Origin of the sequence: Candidatus Nitronauta litoralis (genome assembly GCA_015698285.1) — a bacterium.
GTDB lineage: Bacteria > Nitrospinota > Nitrospinia > Nitrospinales > Nitrospinaceae > Nitronauta > Nitronauta litoralis.
In genome coordinates this window covers 922,389-943,142 of the sequence record CP048685.1, presented here as the reverse complement: position 1 = coordinate 943,142, position 20,754 = coordinate 922,389, and the positions used below count along the sequence as shown (strand labels likewise).

The following is a 20,754-nucleotide window of genomic DNA, read 5'->3' as shown; positions in this document are numbered from 1 at the left end:
TCCCATGTCAGGAATAAGAACTGTTTTATCTGGAACGAGAGTTCTGGCGAGTATGGTCGCTATTGTCGCCCTGATCCTTGCTCTCGGAAATCCCGTGCAGGCTGCGGGAGTTCGCGTCGGCTTCATTGATATTCAGGAAGCGGTAGCGGGCACAAAGGAATTCAAACGGGTGTTCACACAGTTTCGCTCCCACTTTCAGAAAGAGAAAAAGCTGATCACTCAAAGAGAAAACAAAATCAAGGCCATGCTGGAAGACATCAATAAGCAGGGCACTATTTTGAAGGATGCGGAAAAGCGCAGGAAAGAAGAAAGGTTTTTGAAAGAAAAAAAATCCTTCGAGCGCTACGTTCAAGACAAGAATGAGGAATTCCAGAGAAAAGAAAAAGAAATTACGGATTCTATCTTGAGGAAAATGCTGGAAATTCTGAAAAAAATAGGCAAGGAGCGGAAATACACCATGATCCTTGAAAAGAAGGCCGTGTTTTACAGCGATACCGCAGCCGACCTGACGAAAATCGCGACCAAAACCTACGACCGCATCCACAAATAATCACTGAAGGGATTGGATTTTATGAAAGGGTTGAAACGTCTATTCCTCTTGACCACTGTGGCAATGTGCCTGGTTTTGTCGGTGACTCCTCCGGCTTTTTCCGCAAAAGAAAAAGATCCGAAAATCGGGTTTATCAATATAAAGAAGGCGGTGGCGGACACCAATGAGTTTAAACGCATCAAGGCCGATTTTGATCGCAGGTTCGAGAAGGAACAGAAAACTATCGCTGCACGTGAAGAAAAAGTGAAAAAGCTTTTAGAAGAACTCAATAAACAGGGCTTTGTTCTTAGCCCTGAGTTGAAGAAACAAAAAGAAGCAAACTTCATTAACGAGAAGAAATCCCTTGAACGGTATGTCCAGGATAAGAACGAAGAGTTCTCTCAGATGGAAAAGGAAATCACAGCTAAAATCACAAAGCGCATGCTCGATGTAATCAAAAACCTGGGCAAAAAAAGGAAATTCACACTCATAATTGAAAAAGCCGCCACGTTTTATTTTGACAATGCCCAGGATGTTACCAAGACGGCTGTCTCGGCGTACAACAAGAGTTACAAGTAAATCCCCCCTTGGCCCCCTTATTGGGGGTGCCCACCCTCGGATGGCAATCTTCAGGAGAGGCCCAAATGCTGGACATTGAGGACATCAAAAAACACCTTCCCCATCGACCACCATTTTTGCTGGTTGACCGTGTGATTGAATGCGATGATGAATCCCGGATCGTAGGCATCAAGAACGTAACGATCAATGAACCTTTTTTTGTGGGGCATTTCCCCCAATTCCACGTCATGCCCGGCGTGTTGATTGTAGAAGCTCTGGCTCAAGTGGGATGTATTCTGGGGCGCCGTATTCTGAAACCTGATGGTGATCCCATCGTTCTTTTTATGGGCATTGATGAAGTTAAGTTTCGAAAGCCCGTGGTCCCAGGTGATACCCTTAGACTGGAAATGGTCAAGATCAAGCAACGCAAGGAGCTGTTCCGGTTTCAGGGGCAGGCTTTTGTTGACGATAACCTGGTCACCCAGGGAATTTTTCAGGCCATGATGAAAGACCCGGACTCCATTTAACGCTTTTGCTGCAAACTGAAAGTTTTCAATAATCTCATTTGCGGGCTCTCCCGGAAAAAAAGGCCGGATAAGTCCCAGTTCCCATCTCTCTATCTACAGTGAATATTCATCCCCAGGCAATTGTGCACCCCGATGCAGAATTGGGCGAAGGTGTCAGTGTTGGCCCTTTTACCCTTATTGGGAAGGGTGTGCGTATTGGGCAGGGATGTGAAATCGGGTCTCATGTTGTCATCGAATCCGGTACGGAGATAGGGCCCAACTGTCGAATTTTTCAAGGGGCTTCACTGGGGGGAGAGCCTCAGGTGGCCGGTTTTGATCAAAGCATTAAATCATCTGTCCGCGTGGGCGAGTCGACCGTGATACGGGAATACGTAACGGTTCACCGTTCAATGTATGAGGGAAAAGCAACTGAAGTAGGATCGCACGTAATGTTAATGGCTTACAGCCATTTGGGCCACGATTGTAAAGTTGCCGACAACGTTGTGATCGTCAATCAGACGGGTCTTTCCGGCCATGTTGAAATCGGTGAACATGCTTTTGTTTCCGGAATGGTGGGAGCTCATCAGTTTGTTCGCATTGGGGCTCATTGTATGGTTGGTGGATTTTCGGTGGTCCGCCAGGATGTATTGCCCTATTCACTGGTAGAAGGCGTTCCTCTCCGGCTGGTCAGTACCAATTCTGTAGGTTTGAGGCGTCGGAATTTTCGACCGCCGATTCGTGCTGGTTTAAAAAAAGCCTTCACAATTTTGAAAGACAACGACCTCAACACAAGTCAGGCAGTGGAACGCATTAAGTCGGAAATTGAAAATACCTATGAAATCCGCTATCTTATGAACTTTATCGAAGCCTCCTCCCGTGGAATCATAAAATAATCATGAAAACTTTTCGAATAGGTGTGATCGGCGTCGGAAAAATGGGCGAATATCACGTCGGTGTTTTATCTGAACAATCTGCTGCCGAGTTGACTCTTGTGGCGGATAACAATGAACAGCGAGCTCAGGAAATCGGCAAACGCTACAACGTTCCATTTGTGACCAGAGCGGAAGATGCCATCGGCAAGGTAGATGGGGTTGTTATTGCGGTGCCAACAGTTTTGCACTTTTCAACGGCCAAATTGTTTCTCGATGCAGGGGTGCATGTCCTGCTCGAAAAACCTTGTGCACATGACCTGGCCCAGGCGCAGGAACTGTTCCGGCTGGCGGAAGGAAAAAACCTGACGCTTCATATTGGCCATGTAGAACGTTTCAATGGTGCTGTCCAGGAGTTGCACAAGATAGTTGATGAGCCCCTGTATGTTGAATGCAAGCGTACCGGGCCTTTCCCACAGAGGAATATTGAAGACGGTGTCGTGATGGATGTCATGATTCACGACATCGACATCGTGCTTAACCTTGTCAAATCGCGTGTGAGCCGTATCCAGGTAATGGGTCGGTCGATTTTCTCAGATCGCGATGATCTGGTGAATGTTCAATTGCAATTTGAAAACGGAACAGTTGCGAACATTCTGGCAAGCCGCGCATCGCAAAATAAAGAACGTACCCTGTGCGTTACTCTTAAAGATTCCTATGTCATACTCGACTACACGGATCAGGAGATTTACGTACACCGGCAGTCATCATCCGAACACCAAATGAATAAGGGATCCCTGCGCTACAAGCAAGAGTCCCTGGTTGAGCGGATTTTTGTGCACAAGGATAATCCGCTCAAACATGAGATCCTGCATTTTATTGATTGTGCAAGCAATGGCTCTCCGCGCCACTCCAGTGTTGACCGGGAACTGTATTCCCTTGAAATCGCACTCAAGATTGTGGAGCAATTCAAGGAACAACAGCAATTAGCCTGAAGCCGTTGCCAATTTCCCCAATCCCATAGCCACCCAATCAGAACCAGAGAAAAATGGAATCCAGCGCTCAACTCATAGGTTTGATCGCCGGCGCCGGCGAGGTTCCCGTATATTTCGCGGAAAAGGCCAAAGCTCAGGGAATCCGGATCGTTTCAATTTCCCTGACCAAAGATATTAGCCAATTGCTGGAACCTCTGGTCGAGAAAAATTTCAATATCAACATCGGTCAACCCGGCAAAATGCTTAAAGCTTTCAAGAATGAAGATGTGACGGGCATTGTCATCATGGGAAAGATTGAAAAGAGCATGATCTTTCGCATCCAGATGCTGGATATGGAAGCCTTGAAATTTATAAAGGCGTTAAAAAATCATCAGGATAAATCCTTCATGCTCAGTGTTATTGATCGAATTAAAGAACTGGGTGGAACTGTTCTTGACCAGAAGGAGCTGGTGCCGGAGTTGTTTCCGGAAAAGGGAGTCATTACCCGTAAACAACCTTCCGAGAAAATCATGACGGATATCAGGTTTGGAATGCCAATCGCGCGTAGTATGGCGGATCAGGAAATTGGCCAGACGATTGTGGTCCGAAACGAAACCGTAATCGCCGTGGAAGCTGTTGAAGGTACCGATAAGGCGATCGAACGTGGATGCGAATTTTCAAACGGGGGTTGTTCGGTTGTTAAAGTGAGCCGGACCAATCAGGATTATCGTTTCGATGCGCCCGGCGTCGGTCCTCATACTATTGAGCTGATGATCAAAGGAAAAGCGTCTGCACTTGCGCTGGAAGCAGGCCGGGTGATGCTCATAAACCGCAAAAAGGTGGTTGATATGGCGGACGCTGCCGGACTTTCCATCGTATGTATTTGACTTGACGGAGCGTACCTGTTGACCTCTTCCCAATCAAATCGCGTGCTCATCATCGCCGGGGAGGCTTCAGGAGATTTGCACGGTGGTGGACTGGTCAAGGCATTCAGGGAAAAACATTTGAACATTGAGTTTGAGGGTGTTGGTGGGCAGGCGATGAAAGCCGCCGGTGTCAAGATACTTTCAGGTATAGAAGGTCTGGGTGCGGTCGGGTTTGTTGAATTGATTGGTACCCTGTTTCGCCATCTCACACTTTTTTTTGATTTACGTCGTCGCATTGCCCGGGGCGATTACCGCGCTGCGATTCTGATCAACTATCCTGCATTCAACCTTATCCTCGCAGGTGTGTGTAAACAATTTGACTGCCCCGCGCTGTTTTATATTGGACCCCAAATATGGGCCTCCCGTTCGGGGCGCATCCACCGCATCAAAAAATATGTAACCAAAATGTATGTGGTCCTCCCTTTTGAAGAGGAGATTTATAAAAGTGCTGGCGTGCCAGTGGCATTTCTCGGACATCCGTTTGTTGACCTTGTGAAGCCACGGCAATCACTTGAAGCGACTCAAGATGAATTGAACCTGAAGCCCGGAACGCCCGTTGTCGGGTTACTTCCCGGCAGTCGAAAAAGTGAAATACGTTATTTGCTCGATGACATGATGAAGGCAGCAGTGTTGATAAAAAAAGAAATTGCTGATTGCCAGTTCCTCCTGCCCGTTGCCGATACAATCGATGAGTCTGAAATTAGCCGCCGGATTGAACCCTATCCTGTGGAAGTGTTGCTGGTTCCCGGAAAAAATTATGAGGTTATGCAGGCCAGCGATATCTTAATTCTGGCATCGGGTTCGGCTACTTTGGAAGCTGCGCTCTTCACTTGTCCTCAAGTGATTATTTATCGTGTCAATCCTGTCTCTTATGCTTTGTTAAGTTGGCTCGTAAAAATCAAATGGTTTGGACTGGTTAATATTGTTGCTGAAGAAGAGGTGGCGCCCGAGTTGTTGAATGAACAGGTGACACCTGAACGGCTGGCTACCGAAGCCCTGAAGGTTTTAAAAGATCCGACAATCAGGAATACGATACGAAACCGTATGGCGGGTGTTCGGGATTCCCTTGGAACACCGGGGGTGGTCTACCGGGTAGCGGCTGATATGGCAAAGGAAATGGGACTTGAAACAAATCCTCATTAAATACATCCTGCCCTACCTTGCTTACCTGTTGTTGCAGGTCTGGTGTCGAACACTGCGGGTCACCAACCTGAGTCCGGAGAACGAAGAATACTTTGAAAACCTTCCGGGCCGTTACATCATGACGCATTGGCACAGCCGGATTTTTTTTCTGTTATTCTATTTTCGCGGACGTAAGGACTGGAATATCCTGGTCAGTCCAAGTCAGGATGCTGAAGTATTGGCCCGGCTGGGTGTTCTATTGGGATACACAGTTGTGAGGGGGTCGTCTTATAAAAATACCCTTGCGGCGTCCAAGGAATTGCTAAAAGCGTTGAAAAGGGATGAGCGGGTTGTGGTGGTGGCAGATGGTTCACGTGGCCCTCGTCATGTTGCCCAGGTCGGGAGTGTTCAATTATCCAGAATCACAGGAGCCCCTTTGATCCCGATGACGTTCGGAGCAAGTCCGAGGCACGAATTCAACTCCTGGGACCGGTTTGTACTTCCCCTGCCTTTTTCTAAATGCACACTGAATTTTGGTCATCCCATCACACTTCCTAAAAAGGCGGATGACCGCCTACTGGCCCAAAAGCAAAAAGAGCTCGACGAAGCTTTGAATCAAATAACTGAAGCGGTTGATTAGAGATATGCCATTATTTTGATCAGCAATTATTTTGTTGATTAAAAATAGAGCATAAGCAAAATCTGTTGGAATGTGTGGTTTTGGCAGGCCATTCAGTTAAAATTAAAACTCAATAAAAACAAGGCTTTATGGCTTTGTGTGCCGGATGGTTTTGCTCCGGGTTGGCATGATAATTGTATATTAGATTGTAACCTGAGAGGAGGTCATGCATCTCGAGGCTTGATTTAGGATAGCCTCAGGGGGGTGAAATTTGGTATTGTTCTTTTTTCAAATGGAAATCCTCAAGGTAGGCCCTGGCTCCATGCTGGATAAAACAGGATTTTTCTCAGGGGAGAGAGCGGATCGGAGGTGGTCCGGTATCATCCTCAATGCTGAAAGTGAGGTACGATTTTATGAAGAAGGTTGAAGCGATCATCAAGCCTTTCAAACTGGATGAAGTAAAAGACAAGCTGAATGAAATTGGGATTAAGGGGATCACTGTCAGCGAGGTGAAAGGGTTTGGCCGACAGAAGGGCCACACCGAATTGTACCGCGGAGCCGAATATGTAGTGGATTTTCTCCCAAAGATCAAGGTGGAGATCATCATCCCGGATTCTCAGGTGGATGATGTAATCAACACGATAATGAAAGGTGCCCAGACCGGCAGGATTGGTGACGGAAAAATCTTTGTTACTAACCTGGAGGATGTGATTCGTATTCGCACAGGTGAAAGGGGAGAAGACGCAATCTAGTTTCCCGGAACAATTGTCTTTTCAGGGAAGTCCCCATAAAAAAAATGAGTAGGTGGTTTTGGTCGATGCCAGGAATTCGAGGCGCACTCCTGTATTTGTGAGTGCGCCGGTTCTGTTAGACAATAAATAACAGCGCCGCCATTACCTTTAATTTTCACAAGGGCCTGATAGTTACCAACTATTCAAAAGGTTCTGCAAAATGTTTGCTTGGAAATAACTTTTTACCAAACCGAGGAGAAAGCAATGACGGCTAATGAGGCTATTGATTACGCAAAGAAAAACAATGCGGAGGTTGTGGACTTGAAGTTCATGGATTTCCTGGGAACCTGGCAGCATTTTTCAGTTCCGATGAGTGAAATGGATGACAGTCTGTTTGAGGATGGGCTTGGGTTCGATGGTTCAAGTATCCGGGGCTGGCAGGTCATTAATAACAGTGACATGCTGGTTGTTCCCGACCCGACATCGACCATGATGGACCCGTTCATGCAGGTTCCAACCGTCAGCATGATCTGTAACATTGAAGATCCCATTACCCGGGAAAGATATTCGCGTGATCCTAGAAACATAGCCATGAAAGCCGAAGCTTATCTAAAGTCCACCGGGATTGGTGACACGGCGTATTTCGGGCCCGAAGCCGAGTTTTTTATTTTCGACGATGTTCGTTACGATATGGGGCCAAACCACTCAGCCTACTTTGTTGATTCACGTGAGGGCACCTGGAACTCTGGACGAGACGAAGGGCCAAATCTGGGGCACAAACCCCGCCATAAAGAAGGCTACTTCCCGGTTGCACCGACCGATTCCCTGCAGGATATAAGAACCGAGATGATGCGCCTGATGGAGCAGGTTGGCATTCATATGGAGTGTCACCATCACGAAGTCGCCACTGCAGGTCAGTGCGAAATCGATATGCGATTCGATTCTCTGGTAAGTTGTGCAGATAGTCTCATGTGGTACAAGTACATCGTGAAAAATGTTGCTCGCCGCCATAACAAGAGCGCGACTTTTATGCCGAAACCCGTTTTTGATGATAACGGTTCCGGAATGCATATCCATCAGAGTATCTGGAAAGAGGGGCAGCCTCTTTTTGCTGGAAACGGTTATGCGGGTTTCAGTGAAATGGGTATGCATTACATTGGTGGTATTCTGAAACACGCACGAGCCATTGCGGCCTTTGCTGCACCGACTACCAACTCCTACAAGCGTCTGGTACCGGGTTTCGAAGCGCCGGTTAATCTGGCGTATTCCAGCCGTAACCGTTCCGCTGCAGTGCGTATTCCGATGTACTCTCCAAGTCCAAAGGCGAAACGTCTGGAGTGTCGTTTCCCTGACCCGACCTGTAATGGCTACCTCACATTCTCGGCCATGTTGATGGCAGGACTTGACGGTATCGAAAACAAGATTGATCCAGGTGAGCCGCTGGATAAGAACATCTACGCCCTCGGACCGGAAGAGTTGGCAAAAGTTCCCAGCTTGCCATCCAGTTTGGAGGAAGCCATGGATGCGCTCCAAGACGACCACGATTTCCTTCTTAAAGGAGATGTGTTCACTCAGGACGTGGTCGAGGCTTGGATTGATTACAAGCGTGAAAATGAAATAGCACCACTCAGATTGCGGCCGCATCCGTTGGAGTTTTTCCATTACTACGATGCATAAGTCGTTATCTTCAAAATTAGTTTTTATAGTGTAAAAGTTTTGCCCGCCCCCTGGAATCTTCCAGGGGGCTTTCTTTATGGTAAAGTGTTTTCCCATGGACTGGCTTGAACCCTTAACCAACGCCTTGTACAAGAATATCGAATGGGAAGACTCCCTAAAGCCTTTGCTGGAGCGGATTGGTTTTGAAGAGCCTTCCAAGGCCTGGCAGCAGCTTCTCCTGATTTCAGGGCACACTTCATTTCAAAGTCGTCATCCCAACTTTATTCCGCGTCTCCTTTCCGGGCTTTCGACCTGTTACGATGCGGACGCAGCGCTCAATAACTTTTTGAGACTGGTCGATATCATCCAGGACCGTGAGCATTTATATTCACAGCTCACCTCCTCGGACCATCTATTGGGAGCTTTGGTTACACTTTTTTCAGGCAGCCAGATTCTTTCTGATACGCTTCTGTCCAGGCCTGCTCATATCGATTGGCTCAGTCTGCCGGAAACCCTTTTTCAGCCAAAAACGAAGGATGTGCTATACCGGGATTTTTATACGCTGGCCGGGAGTGACTCACTGCCATCCAACACCCCGACGCTGCTAAGACAATTTAAAAAACGGGAGTACATCCGTATCGGTCTGCGTGATCTGATGGGACGGGTGACGTTGCAGGAGAATGTAGAAAACCTGAGTGATCTGGCGGATGTCTGTATGCAGGTCGCTTACGAGTACAGTTTTGAGCAGCTGAAAAACAAGTACGGTGTTCCCTTTTTTGTTGATGAAGATGATGTAGAAAAGGAATCGGAATTTGCAATTCTTTCCATGGGTAAGCTGGGCGGGCGCGAACTCAATTACAGTTCAGATATCGATCTTATTTATATATACACATCAAGCAAGGGTGAAACCCGTTCACTAGAGCCAGATCAGGAAGTACGGTCAATAACCAGCCACGAATTTCATACACGGTTGGGTCAAATGATCACCAAAGCTTTGCATGATATCACCGCCGAAGGCAGTGTCTTTCGTGTCGACCTGGATTTACGTCCCCAGGGAAAGAGTGGGGAGATTGCCAATTCCCTGAGTCGGTGTGAAACTTATTACCAGTCGTGGGGGCGCACCTGGGAGCGACAGGCAATGATCAAGGCCAGGGTCAGTGCTGGCAGTGAGTTTCTTGGCAAACAGTTTTTCGAAATGATCACTCCCTTTGTATACCGGCGCAGTCTGGACTTTTCGGCAATCAAGGAAGTGAAAGACCTGAAAGGTAAGATTGATGTTGACCTGGCTCAAAAGAATAAGGAGAAGGGACACATCAAACTGGGAGCAGGGGGCATCCGGGAAATCGAATTCCTGGTGCAGGCGTATCAGTTATTGTTCGGAGGTCGAGATAAAAGCCTGCGCAGCACAAGTACGTTGATCACCCTGGAGCAGTTGCGTATTAGACGTTTTATTTCAGATGACGAGTATACGGGGTTAAGGGACGCCTATGTTTTTCTTCGCAACCTGGAAAACCGGGTACAGATATCCTTTGGTCTTCAAACTTATCATTTGCCAACTGAAGACAAGGCATTAGATGTGCTTGCCAGAAAAATGGGGGTCACAGGCGACAGCCGAGAGGAAAGGATCGGTGCGCTGATGGACCAGTACAAAACTCACACTTCCTTTGTAAATACAATGTTCACCACATTGTTTGATGAAGAGGAAGAACAGGAAAAAGCCGAACAGACGCTTAACGAATGGGGAATGCGCCGTGATCTGGAATCTCATTTTTCTGAAAAATTGATAGAAGAATATGGGTTTTCTGAGCCAGAACGGGTATTTCGTTTTTTAAAATCCTTGAGAGATGGTCCTGCAAAAATTCCTGCCAGTGAAAAAAGCATCAGGATATTTTACGAGGTTTTGCCCAACATGCTGGAATTGAGCAGGCGCGTTCCATTCCCCAATTCAGCGATCGAAAACCTGGTCAAGTTTATTGAAGTCTCCCAATCACGAGACATGCTGCTCAATTTGTTCCATGACAATGAAAAAACTCTGGAACTGTTTTTAATCCTGTTCGGTAGCGGGGAGTTGCTGTCTTCTATCTTGATTCGTCAGCCCAGCCTGATGGATGTGCTGATGAGTCCGGATTCACTTTATCGCTACAAAACTTTGCCGCAACTGGAGCAAGAGCTTTCGGACCGTCTGGGAGTTTGCACGGATGAGACTGCACGGCTACTGACCCTGCGCCGATTTAAGCAGGCGGAAGAATTGCGTATCGGAATTCGTTATCTGATTCGTGAAACAGACCTGATCGCAACTCTTGAGGATTTATCGCGGTTAGCGGATCTTTATCTTCAAGTATCTCTTGATCTTGCGGCGGAAGAAGTTCGACTGGAAACAGGAGAGAGTTTTGAGGATGCCGGGACCTTTGCCGTTCTGGGGATGGGGAAGCTGGGTGGTGGAGAACTCAATTTTGGTTCTGATCTGGATGTTGTTTTTGTATACGATGAAGAAGAAAACGGTTCCACAGCGGTGACGCGCTATTCCTCTCTTGCTCAAAAACTGTACAAGTATTGCGCGGCCATGACGCCCGCCGGGATTGCTTATAAGATCGATACAGACCTTCGACCCGAGGGTAATCAGGGAGCCCTCATCCTGCCTTTAAAGGGATATGAGGATTATTTTAAAACCCGTGGTCGCATTTGGGAGCGGCAGGCGATGACGCGGGCTCGGTTTGTGGCAGGGAATCCCGAAGTCGGTGCCCGTTTTTTAAAAATTGCACAGGACTTCACATTCAGCCCGAGATTGGATTATGGGAACCTCATTGAGATCGCCCGTCTCCGAGAACGAATGGAGACCGAACTGGCCCAGGAAGAGAAGAAGGGGAAAAACGTCAAATTGGGATTCGGTGGCCTCGCTGATATCGAGTTTGCGGTTCAGATCATACAACTGAGACATGGAGAAAAATCGACGGCGTTACGTTCGACGAATACTCTGAACGCTCTCCAGAATTTTTCGCAAATGGGAATCATGGATGATCGCGAAGCAGCGGAGTTGCGTGCAGGTTATCTCTTCCTGAGAAACCTGGAGTGTACCCTTCGACTTTTTTCTGAGCGCTCCGCCAATTGCCTTCCTACGGAAACTGAACCACTTGCCGGGATCGCACGCATGTTTGGGATGGAGATGAGAAAAGGTGAGGAACGTGTTGCAGCCTTGATTCAGGAATACGATAAGAAAACCGGCAGGGTGCGGGAGCTTTATCGCAAAATTATCGATAAGAAACTGCGAACAGCCCGTTAAGCCTGCAGATTCCCTTTGGACGATAAATTATTTTTTGCAAAGTTTTAATTTGTCCGCGCGAGTCATGCGTTTTATCGCTATTTCCCGTTTACCTGCCTCAGAGCGCGTGAACCCCTTTTCTGAATAAACAAGTTTCTTTGGGCGCGAAGTCCTGAAAAACCGGGCTCCTTTTTTGGGGTTGGTTGCGTGTTCATCATAACGGCGTTCGACGTCGGTGGTGATGCCTGTATACAATTTACCGGAATCCGATTCGATAATATAAACCGCCCACTCTTTTTTGGGAGGGGTGACGTAATGATCGCTTGAGGGTGTTGAAGCAGATTCTGCAAGCGAATCACAAAGTTTTTCTTCGCTTACGGACTGTTGGTTTTCTTTGAATGACTTTCTGGCTGGCTTTGGGGTTTTGGTGTTTTCAGAGGACATTGTGAATGTTTTAACGTGCAGGACCTGATTTCATTGAGGTTAATCCCAGAGTTGGTAACGTGCAGATCAACAAACTTGGCATATTGCTTTTGGAAAGGTTTGCCGAGAAATGTAGATTAAAAATTCAGGCGGGCTTTTTGTCGACTCGTCATCGGAATTGAACTGATAACGCCCCGGGTAGGGTTGGTTTTTTTCAAACGGCGTGGATTCCATCCTTGCGGTTTAGGTTTTTTCAATTTAGCCTTCGAAATATCTAATTGCTGTTTTTCAGAGATTGTCTGTTTATCAGTAGGTGATGCTCTGAAACTGAACGGGGTATTGAGCCTGGCTCCAAATCCCGGTCGGGTACGGCTGCCAAGGGGGCCATACAGGATATCCCGGTTCAAATCGAGGGTGCTTTCCTTTTTGCCGAGAATTTCCCGTTTTCTTTGGGCTCTTTCTTCAAGAAAACGTTGGAATTGAAGCTGTTTGCGACTGATCGTCAAGCTGGGTGGGGGGTAATTTGAAAACCTGCGTCCAAAGTTGGAAGACTGACCGGGAAACTGAATAAAACCTCCGCCCGAATTATTGAAACGCCCCGAAACAGAAGAACGGTTGCTGCGGTTAAAGCGTGGATGGGATCGGTTATTCAAACCCTTGTTAAAATTGCGACCTCTCAACCCGAATCTGTTTTGGTTTGTTTGGTATCCCCTGTTGAAACGTGAAAAACTGGAAGAGGGAGATTGGAAAAATCGTAACGGAGTCGAGCCGGAAAGACTGTTGGAAAGAGAAGGGTGAGGTTCGGCAATTGCGGAGAGGGGAATTGAAACCAAAGCCGCCGCTACCAGGATCAAAGCTTTTTTCATCTTGTTATCCTCGTTCCAGTATTCAATAAGGTAACTGTTTACTAATATGGTCCATACATGAAAAAATTCAAGCGGAATGGCTCTTTAGTGACGAGAATTATTTTTTTCTAAAATACAAATGTTACCCAGCACTTCCCCCTCGCGTTGCAGCCGGATCCGCTTCTGGTCAAGGTTTAACAGGTTGAGGCCGGCTTTTTGAGCACAGATTTTTAAATAATCCGGGCTGTGTGCAAATCGTCCAGAGGCCTGCACTTTCCAGTCTTTTCCGGTCAATAATTCTGTGTTGAAGCAGAACAATCCCCCGTCCATCAAACGCTCGTTAATCAGATTGAGTATTGAAGTCAAATTGCCAAAGTAGGGCAGGGAATCGATGGCCACTATAAAATCAAAAGCATCTTGGGATCGTTCGAGATAACGGAGTATGTCGCTTTCTCTCAGAACATCATAAACCTCATGGGCATAGGCTTGTTCAATCATGGCTGGAGAAAGGTCCACGCCGGTAAGATGGTCGACCTGTTCGCGAAAAGTCACTCCGGCAATTCCGGTTCCACAGCCAAGGTCCAGTGCATTGGTAAATCGTTTTGGGCCGGCGACTTCCTGCAATGATTTTTTTAAATGGTTGTGCGACTCGGCTTTCAGGTCTTCGTTATTGTGACGGTCGTAATCCCGGGCATAGTGATCGAACAGAGCCCGGACATAGTCCAAGGGAGCTCGTTCCGGTTGGTCGCCTTTAGCAATTTTTAGAAGATAGGGAGCGACCCTATTTTCTGGTTCAAGCTCCAGGGTGCGGTTGAAATGTTTTGCAGCTTCTTCTTTTTCCCCGGACTCCAATAGCAGATTAGCAAGGTTGCTGTGGGCTTCTTTTAAATCCGGGTCGTATTTCACCGCTTCCTGATAGTGAGTGATGGCCTCCTCCTGCTTACCACGATGAGCCAGTACCAGGGCAAGGTTGTAATGCCCTTCGGCATCTTCTGGCTTTAATCCTATTCCCTGACGCAGACAGGCTTCTGCTTCATCCAGGCGACCGAGGTCCATCAGCGTGTGGCTTAAATGATTGCGCGCCCCGGCAAAATTGGGACTGGCAGCGAGGGCCTGCTGGAATTCGGTCACCGCCTCTTTTGGTCTTCCAGCTTGTTTGAGAACCGTGCCGAGGTGAACCCGTGTTTGATGTTTGTCTGGGGCGAGGTTCAGCGCCATGCGAAGGGCCGCTTCCGCTTCTTTTAAATCCCCTGAGCCCAGCAGGGTGAGCCCAAGGTTGCTATGGGCCTGGGCATGCCCTGGCTGAAGTTCTACGGTTTTTTGGTAGGATTCTATAGCCTCATTTACCTTTCCGAGGCGCTGATACCCATTAGCCAGAAGGAAATGGGCTTCAGCAAAATCCGGTTTGACCTTTAAGGCCTGCTTCATGAGCCTGTTCCCTTCATCGTTTTTACCAAGAAGGTATTGCAACACCCCGAGCAGATGAAGAGCCTCGATATGCTGGGGATTGTGATCGATCAGGCCGCGGTACAAGCTTTCCGCCTCCTTGTACTGGCCACCCTGATGGAGCCGCAAGGCGAGCTCAAATGCCTGCTCAGAGGTCAGTGAATGTTCTTCTGGGGATTCAGTCATTTTTAAAAGTGGGGTCCGGGAGTTCAATTGATGGAGAGGATCCTAACAAAATTCAAGCCGGGACGCTAAATCAATCCTCATTATATTCCTATAAGCTCCTGAAAGGCTTTGAATCAGGGTAAATATTGTTGTCGCAGAATCAACCTGTGTGATATGATGCGTGTTTAGCCATTCCGTGGCAAAAACCTTTAAAATTGAATAGTTATTCTATCTCGCACGTCTTCGGACCGGAGCGGCAGGTGACCTTCGGGTTTCCGCGCCGGGATGATGGGGGCGGCGGTCTAACCTGAATCAATTCAAGGAGAAACCATGTCTGAAGTTAGTCTGAAGAAAATGCTGGAAGCTGGAGTTCATTTTGGCCATCAAACCACGCGCTGGAATCCTAAAATGAAGCCCTATATTTACGGCGCTCGAAACGGCATCCACATTGTAGACCTGCAAAAGAGCATCAAAAAATTTCGCGAAGCGGAAGCCAAGGTCCGGGACCTGGTGTCCAACGGGAAAAAAATCCTGTTTGTAGCCACAAAAAAACAGGCGCAGGACCTGATTGCAGAAGAGGCCGAGCGTTGCGATATGTTTTATATAAACCAGCGGTGGCTGGGTGGTACGTTGACCAACTTTCAGACGATCCGGAAAAGTATTGAGCGGCTTCTCGAGCTTGAGAGGATGGAAGAGGAAACCGGTTTTGCCAACCTGAATAAAAAAGAAGCCCAGGGAATGCGCAAGGAAATTGCCAAGCTGAATAAATTCCTGTGTGGTATCAAAAGAATGAAAAGCCTGCCGGATGCAGTTTTTATCGTGGACACGCGAAAGGAAAAGATTGCGTTGGCTGAGGCAAAGAAGCTGAATATTCCGGTTGTTGCCATTGTCGACACGAATTGCGATCCGGATGGTATTGATTTCGTAATACCTGGCAATGACGACGCGATAAGGTCTATTGGCCTCTTCACCAGCCGCCTTGCGGATCTGGCGATTGAAGGCGCGGAAATTCACAAGGCAGCAAAACACGATAAACAGGAAGCAGCTGAAAAAGAAAAAGCCCAGGCGGCGGCCAAGAAAGCTGAGGCCAAGGAAGTTGCCAAAAAAACCGCCGCGGGTGAAGCCGGTAAGGAAACCGCTTCTGCATAATTCCCGCTCTTCTGATGTAACGCGGCTGGCAAGTTAATCAAATAAAGGGTACTTCTAAAACGTATTTTTGCCCCAGGAAATACCAGGTTTTCCAGGATTTGCCTGAGTTGGAAGCACTGATAATTTAGAAGCCCACTAAAACTGTAGACTGGAAAAATTGAAGGAGTAGAAATGGAAATCACGGCAGCAATGGTAAAGGAACTGCGTCAGCAAAGCGGCGCCGGTATTCTGGAATGTAAAAATGCATTGACCGAATCAGAAGGTGATATTGAAGAAGCGATTGTGGCGTTAAGGAAAAAAGGGATTGCGAAAGCTGAAAAGAAAGGTGACCGGGCAGCAGGTGACGGGTCCATCGGGGCCTACATTCATGCCGGAAACAAAATCGGGGTGTTGCTGAAGCTTCATTGCGAAACAGATTTTGTGGCCAATACCGATGAGTTCCAGGAATTAAACAAGGATATTTCAATGCACATTGCGGCTGCCCGCCCGCGTTTTGTTTCCCGTGACGAAGTGACAGAGGAGATCCTGTCGCAAGAGCGGGAAATTGCGGCCCATCAGGCTCGGGAATCCGGAAAGCCTGAAAATATCATCGAAAAAATGGTCACAGGTAAAATGGAAAAGTTTTACGAAGAAAACTGCCTGCTGGAGCAGCCTTTTATCAAGGATACCCAGAAAACGATTCAGGAACTTATCAAAGAGAAAATCGCAAAGCTTGGCGAGAACATCACTGTTGGTCAGTTCACCCGCATGGAAATTTCGAGGTAAATAGTTAATGACAGGACTGGCTTATAAACGTGTATTGCTCAAACTGGGTGGAGAAAGCCTGGCGGAGAAAGAGGGTGGATTTGGAATTGACCATATTGCGGTCAACCAGCTCGCCCAGGAAGTTAGGCAGGGGTTTGACCTGGGAACCCAGATTGCAATCGTGATTGGCGGCGGGAATATCTTCCGCGGTGCCACAGCCAGTTCTCTTGGGATGGAACGAGTGCAAGCCGACTATATGGGAATGCTGGCGACTGTGATCAACGCCCTGGCGTTGCAATCGGCGCTCGAAAAAAACGGCATGCCCACGCGTGTTCAGACTGCTATTGAGATCCACCAGGTTGCTGAAACGTATGTGCGCCGCCGTGCCATTCGCCATCTGGAAAAAGGACGGATTGTGATTTTTGCAGCCGGAACAGGTAATCCATATTTCACGACAGATACGGCAGCTTCCTTGAGAGCGATTGAAATCGAAGCGGACGTGATCTTCAAGGCAACAAAAGTCGACGGCGTTTATTCTGCCGACCCCAAGGAAGATTCTGATGCGGTCAAGTTTGATTCTTTAACCTACCTGGATGTTCTCACCAAACGATTGAATGTGATGGATTCGACCTCGGTTTCGCTGTGCATGGACAATGATTTGCCCATGATGGTGTTTGATGTTCGTCATCATCACAGTATCAAACGCGCCATCATGGGGGAATCGATCGGCACTACAGTGGGGGTTAGCTAGTATGGATGAATTGCTGAAAGAAGCAGAACGCAAAATGAAAGTTTCACTGGACCACCTGCAGCATGAGTTCGCCAAAGTTCGTACTGGCCGGGCTTCCGTATCTCTTGTGGAAGACATGAAGGTTGATTACTACGGACAACAGACTCCGCTCAACCAGGCGGCTACCCTCGGTACACCGGACCCCAAGACCATCACCATTCAGCCCTGGGATCAGGGTTTGTTGCCCGCTATCGAAAAAGCCATTCAGGGATCCGACCTTGGACTCAATCCGGCCAACGATGGGAAAATCATACGTTTGACCATCCCTCCTCTTACTGAAGAGCGCCGTAAGGACCTGGGTAAGGTTGTCCGGAAATATGCTGAAGAATCGAAAATCGCTATCCGCAACGTGCGTCGTGATGTAAATGAGCAGTTCAAGCAGCTTGAGAAAAAACACGAAATGTCAGAAGACGAGAGCCACAAAGGCCAGGAACAATTGCAAAAAATTACCGACCGGTTGATCCAGGATGTAGACAAGGTCACCCAGATCAAAGAAAAAGATCTGATGGAAGTTTGAAAGGGCTCCTGTTATATTGAAACAGGATGTCCTCCGGCTCTCGCCCTCCGAGACCGGTCAGGGTTCAATTCAGGAGACCCGCTTGAAACCGTCACTGCAAATGGAACAGATTGATCTGTCCCGGCTCCCCCGCCATATCGCAATCATCATGGATGGAAACGGTCGCTGGGCGAAGAAGCATTTTCTGCCTCGTGTGGAAGGTCACCGGCAAGGAGTAAAGTCGGTCGATCGCATCGTCACTTTGTGCACAGAGATGAAAATCGAGGCGTTGACGCTCTACTCTTTTTCTGAAGAGAACTGGAATCGGCCGCAACCGGAAGTGAACGCGTTGATGAAAATTCTCGACCAGTATCTCAATAAGGAACTGGAACGGATGATGCGTGAAAACATCCGTTTCAACACCATCGGTCATATTGAGGAACTTCCAACTGCCATTCAGGATCTGGTCCATTACGCAGAAAATACAACCCGTGACAATACCGGACTTGTGCTGACATTGGCCTTGTCCTATGGCGGACGCCAGGAAATTCTCGATGCGGTACGTACCATTGCACAAAAGGTGCGTGATGGAGAAATTTCCCTTGATGAAATCGACTTTCCCCTTCTGTCCCGCAGCCTCAACACGCACGATCTTCCCGAGCCGGATCTGCTTATCAGGACCAGCGGAGAGTTGCGCATCAGCAATTTCCTCCTCTACCAGATCGCTTACACCGAGTTGCATTACACCAACGTCTTGTGGCCGGATTTTAGGGAAGAGGACCTGCTGGCTGCCGTGATTGACTTCCAGAAACGCGAACGGCGCTTCGGCCTCACTCAGGAACAAATCGTCAAAGCGTGACCGCCACCGATCTTTCTTCTCCTCCAGAAAAGCGTAATCTGATTCAGCGTGTTTTGAGTGCGCTGGTGTTGATTCCAGTTGTCCTCGGAATTTTAATTTACGGTTCGCCTCTGTTGATTTGTCTGTTAGTGCTCGTCATTGCCGTGATTGGATGGTCCGAATACGCCAACCTGGTCGATGCGATGGGGGTGCCCACCTATAAATTTACCGGCTTTTTTTTGACCGTAATTTTTGTTTGGGCTCATTTCTTTCAGATGTCTCCCAGCATGGCTAACCAGGATCAATTCCCCTTTATGCTCAGGGGGATCTTCGAAGTCTGGCCTCTTCTGGCTTTAGTTCTTTTATTTGTTGCTTGTTTGAAATCTGATGAAAACCTCCAAACAGGACTGGAACGGGCAGTTTATACCCTGTTCGGTTCACTCTATGTCGGAGGATTGCTTGGTTTTTTTCTTCAATTGCCCAGCCCTGAGACAGGGTCAAAATACGTTTTCTTTGTATTCCTTGTAGTCTGGATGGGTGATATAGCCGGTTACTTTGTGGGCAAAGCCATTGGACGCCACAAGCTTGCCCCCAAGGTCAGTCCTGGAAAAACCATTGAAGGAGCCGTTGCCAACACTATGGGAGGGATGGCCGGTGGTGCATTGGCGATTGGAACGTTTTTGCCGTCCCTTGGTTGGCTGCATGGTTTGCTCGTGGCAGGTATTTGCGCTATTATCGGTCAGTTTGGCGACTTGTTTGAATCGTTTCTCAAGCGTAGTGCCGGTGTTAAAGATTCAGGCACCCTGATTCCCGGACACGGAGGGGTGCTCGACAGAATCGACAGCCTGCTGTTTGCTGGTCCGGCATTTTTTTATGTTCACAATGCTTTCGGCTGACTTGACCTGGGATTTTAAAAGAGATTTTTGGGTTCTGGTTTAGCCCGGATAACTTATATGAAAAAAATTTCAATATTGGGCTCCACGGGTTCCATCGGTGTCAACACGCTTGACGTGATGGAACGCAACCCGGATCAGTTTGAACTGGTCGGCTTGGCTGCGGGTAGCAACGTAGATTTATTTGCAGAGCAGGTTCAAAAATACCGACCCCAGGTTGCCGCCCTTTTCGATACCTCCAAAATAGAAGAATTGCGCCGCCGCCTGAATGGTCAGGAGGTAGAAATCGTTGCCGGGCAAGAGGGCTCGGTTCAAGTCGCAAGTCATCCCGAAGCCGACATGGTGGTTTCGGGCATGGTGGGCTGTGCCGGACTGGTCCCGTCTTACGCGGCAGTGTCAGCAGGCAAAACCCTTGCGCTTGCCAATAAAGAAACGCTGGTGGTCGCGGGTGAGGTTATCCTGCGCGAAGCCGAAAAGCAGGGCGTGCCCATCATCCCGGTAGACAGCGAACACAGCGCGATTTTCCAGGCGCTGAACGGGGAAGACCCGAAGCGTATCCGCCGCATTATTCTGACGGCTTCCGGAGGACCTTTCCGCACGTTCACGCTGGAGCAAATGGAAAACGTCACGGTGAAAGATGCACTCAAGCATCCCAACTGGGACATGGGCAGCAAGATCACTATTGACTCTGCCACCATGATGAACAAGGGGCTCGAGTTCATCGAGGCCAAATGGCTGTTCGGGTTGGACACACAGATCGACATCATCGTGCACGCACAGAGTATCATCCACTCGATGATTGAATTTGTTGACACTTCAATCATGGCGCAACTGGGCATCCCGGACATGCGTGTCCCCATCGCCTACGCGATGACCTATCCGGATCGCGTTAAGTGCGATCTACCATCGCTGGACCTGGCGGCAATGGGCGACCTTACCTTTGAGGCCCCGGACTTCACCCGTTTCCCCTGTTTAAGACTTGCGCATGAAGTGATGGATGCGGGCAAGACACTTCCGGCAGTATTGAATGCGGCGAATGAAATTGCCGTGCAGGCGTTCCTCGACCGGCAGATCGGCTACAAGGAAATCCCGGAGTTAATCGAATCCACTCTCGACCGTCACCAGCCGCATTCTGCGGACTCCATTGAAGACGTCCTCGCGGCGGATGACTGGGCGCGTCAGGAAGCTCATCAGTTGCTCACGACAAAAGCATAAA

General features: G+C 48.2%; 21 protein-coding genes. 18 read left to right on the top strand and 3 right to left on the bottom strand.

Annotation, left to right across the window (positions count from 1 at the left end):
• Positions 1-4: 4 nt before the first annotated feature.
• From G3M70_04315 to glnE, 11 genes are all read left to right on the top strand, one after another.
• Positions 5-550: an OmpH family outer membrane protein gene (locus G3M70_04315; protein QPJ61152.1), complete on the top strand. Its 546-nt coding sequence runs from the start codon at positions 5-7 to the stop codon at positions 548-550.
• Positions 551-571: 21 nt separating this feature from the next.
• On the top strand, positions 572-1,108 hold the full coding sequence (locus tag G3M70_04310; GenBank protein ID QPJ61151.1) for an OmpH family outer membrane protein: 537 nt from the start codon (positions 572-574) through the stop codon (positions 1,106-1,108).
• Between the two features lie 65 nt (positions 1,109-1,173).
• Positions 1,174-1,614, top strand: a complete 441-nt coding sequence (fabZ, locus tag G3M70_04305; protein ID QPJ61150.1) for a 3-hydroxyacyl-ACP dehydratase FabZ — start codon at positions 1,174-1,176, stop codon at positions 1,612-1,614.
• Between the two features lie 98 nt (positions 1,615-1,712).
• Positions 1,713-2,486, top strand: a complete 774-nt coding sequence (gene lpxA, locus G3M70_04300) for an acyl-ACP--UDP-N-acetylglucosamine O-acyltransferase (GenBank protein QPJ61149.1) — start codon at positions 1,713-1,715, stop codon at positions 2,484-2,486.
• 2 nt (positions 2,487-2,488) lie between these two features.
• The gene (locus G3M70_04295) at positions 2,489-3,457 is read left to right on the top strand and encodes a Gfo/Idh/MocA family oxidoreductase (protein QPJ61148.1); all 969 of its coding nucleotides are present in this window, start codon (positions 2,489-2,491) and stop codon (positions 3,455-3,457) included.
• 53 nt (positions 3,458-3,510) lie between these two features.
• Positions 3,511-4,323, top strand: a complete 813-nt coding sequence (locus G3M70_04290; GenBank protein ID QPJ61147.1) for an LpxI family protein — start codon at positions 3,511-3,513, stop codon at positions 4,321-4,323.
• Between the two features lie 18 nt (positions 4,324-4,341).
• Positions 4,342-5,505: a lipid-A-disaccharide synthase gene (gene lpxB, locus G3M70_04285; protein QPJ61146.1), complete on the top strand. Its 1,164-nt coding sequence runs from the start codon at positions 4,342-4,344 to the stop codon at positions 5,503-5,505.
• Positions 5,486-6,124 carry a lysophospholipid acyltransferase family protein gene (locus tag G3M70_04280; GenBank protein QPJ61145.1) on the top strand — a complete coding sequence of 213 codons (639 nt, stop codon included), beginning with the start codon at positions 5,486-5,488 and terminating at the stop codon, positions 6,122-6,124. Before lpxB ends, G3M70_04280 begins: the two co-directional genes overlap by 20 nt.
• A 392-nt stretch (positions 6,125-6,516) precedes the next feature.
• The gene (locus tag G3M70_04275) at positions 6,517-6,855 is read left to right on the top strand and encodes a P-II family nitrogen regulator (GenBank protein QPJ61144.1); all 339 of its coding nucleotides are present in this window, start codon (positions 6,517-6,519) and stop codon (positions 6,853-6,855) included.
• Between the two features lie 243 nt (positions 6,856-7,098).
• On the top strand, positions 7,099-8,511 hold the full coding sequence (gene glnA, locus G3M70_04270; protein QPJ61143.1) for a type I glutamate--ammonia ligase: 1,413 nt from the start codon (positions 7,099-7,101) through the stop codon (positions 8,509-8,511).
• Positions 8,512-8,587: 76 nt separating this feature from the next.
• Positions 8,588-11,770, top strand: coding sequence for a bifunctional [glutamate--ammonia ligase]-adenylyl-L-tyrosine phosphorylase/[glutamate--ammonia-ligase] adenylyltransferase (gene glnE, locus G3M70_04265; protein QPJ61142.1), 3,183 nt, complete (start codon positions 8,588-8,590; stop codon positions 11,768-11,770).
• 27 nt (positions 11,771-11,797) lie between these two features.
• Here the strand turns inward: glnE and G3M70_04260 are convergent, their stop codons facing one another.
• From G3M70_04260 to G3M70_04250, 3 genes are all read right to left on the bottom strand, one after another.
• Positions 11,798-12,193, bottom strand: a complete 396-nt coding sequence (locus tag G3M70_04260) for a GIY-YIG nuclease family protein (protein ID QPJ61141.1) — start codon at positions 12,191-12,193, stop codon at positions 11,798-11,800.
• 116 nt (positions 12,194-12,309) lie between these two features.
• Complete coding sequence (locus tag G3M70_04255) at positions 12,310-13,038, bottom strand: hypothetical protein (protein ID QPJ61140.1); 729 nt, start codon at positions 13,036-13,038, stop codon at positions 12,310-12,312.
• An 84-nt stretch (positions 13,039-13,122) separates the two neighbouring features.
• Positions 13,123-14,649 carry a tetratricopeptide repeat protein gene (locus G3M70_04250; protein QPJ61139.1) on the bottom strand — a complete coding sequence of 509 codons (1,527 nt, stop codon included), beginning with the start codon at positions 14,647-14,649 and terminating at the stop codon, positions 13,123-13,125.
• A gap of 309 nt (positions 14,650-14,958) precedes the next feature.
• Between G3M70_04250 and rpsB the strand changes: the two genes are divergently transcribed.
• From rpsB to G3M70_04215, 7 genes are all read left to right on the top strand, one after another.
• On the top strand, positions 14,959-15,777 hold the full coding sequence (gene rpsB, locus G3M70_04245; protein QPJ61138.1) for a 30S ribosomal protein S2: 819 nt from the start codon (positions 14,959-14,961) through the stop codon (positions 15,775-15,777).
• Between the two features lie 171 nt (positions 15,778-15,948).
• Entirely contained in the window at positions 15,949-16,542 is a 594-nt protein-coding gene (tsf, locus tag G3M70_04240; GenBank protein ID QPJ61137.1) for a translation elongation factor Ts, read from the top strand.
• 7 nt (positions 16,543-16,549) lie between these two features.
• The gene (locus tag G3M70_04235) at positions 16,550-17,272 is read left to right on the top strand and encodes a UMP kinase (protein ID QPJ61136.1); all 723 of its coding nucleotides are present in this window, start codon (positions 16,550-16,552) and stop codon (positions 17,270-17,272) included.
• 1 nt (position 17,273) lies between these two features.
• Positions 17,274-17,828: a ribosome recycling factor gene (gene frr, locus G3M70_04230; protein ID QPJ61135.1), complete on the top strand. Its 555-nt coding sequence runs from the start codon at positions 17,274-17,276 to the stop codon at positions 17,826-17,828.
• 100 nt (positions 17,829-17,928) lie between these two features.
• Positions 17,929-18,666 carry an isoprenyl transferase gene (locus G3M70_04225; GenBank protein QPJ63708.1) on the top strand — a complete coding sequence of 246 codons (738 nt, stop codon included), beginning with the start codon at positions 17,929-17,931 and terminating at the stop codon, positions 18,664-18,666.
• Positions 18,663-19,541: a phosphatidate cytidylyltransferase gene (locus G3M70_04220; protein QPJ61134.1), complete on the top strand. Its 879-nt coding sequence runs from the start codon at positions 18,663-18,665 to the stop codon at positions 19,539-19,541. Before G3M70_04225 ends, G3M70_04220 begins: the two co-directional genes overlap by 4 nt.
• 57 nt (positions 19,542-19,598) lie before the next feature.
• Positions 19,599-20,753, top strand: a complete 1,155-nt coding sequence (locus G3M70_04215; protein QPJ63707.1) for a 1-deoxy-D-xylulose-5-phosphate reductoisomerase — start codon at positions 19,599-19,601, stop codon at positions 20,751-20,753.
• The last annotated feature ends 1 nt before the right edge of the window (position 20,754 follow it).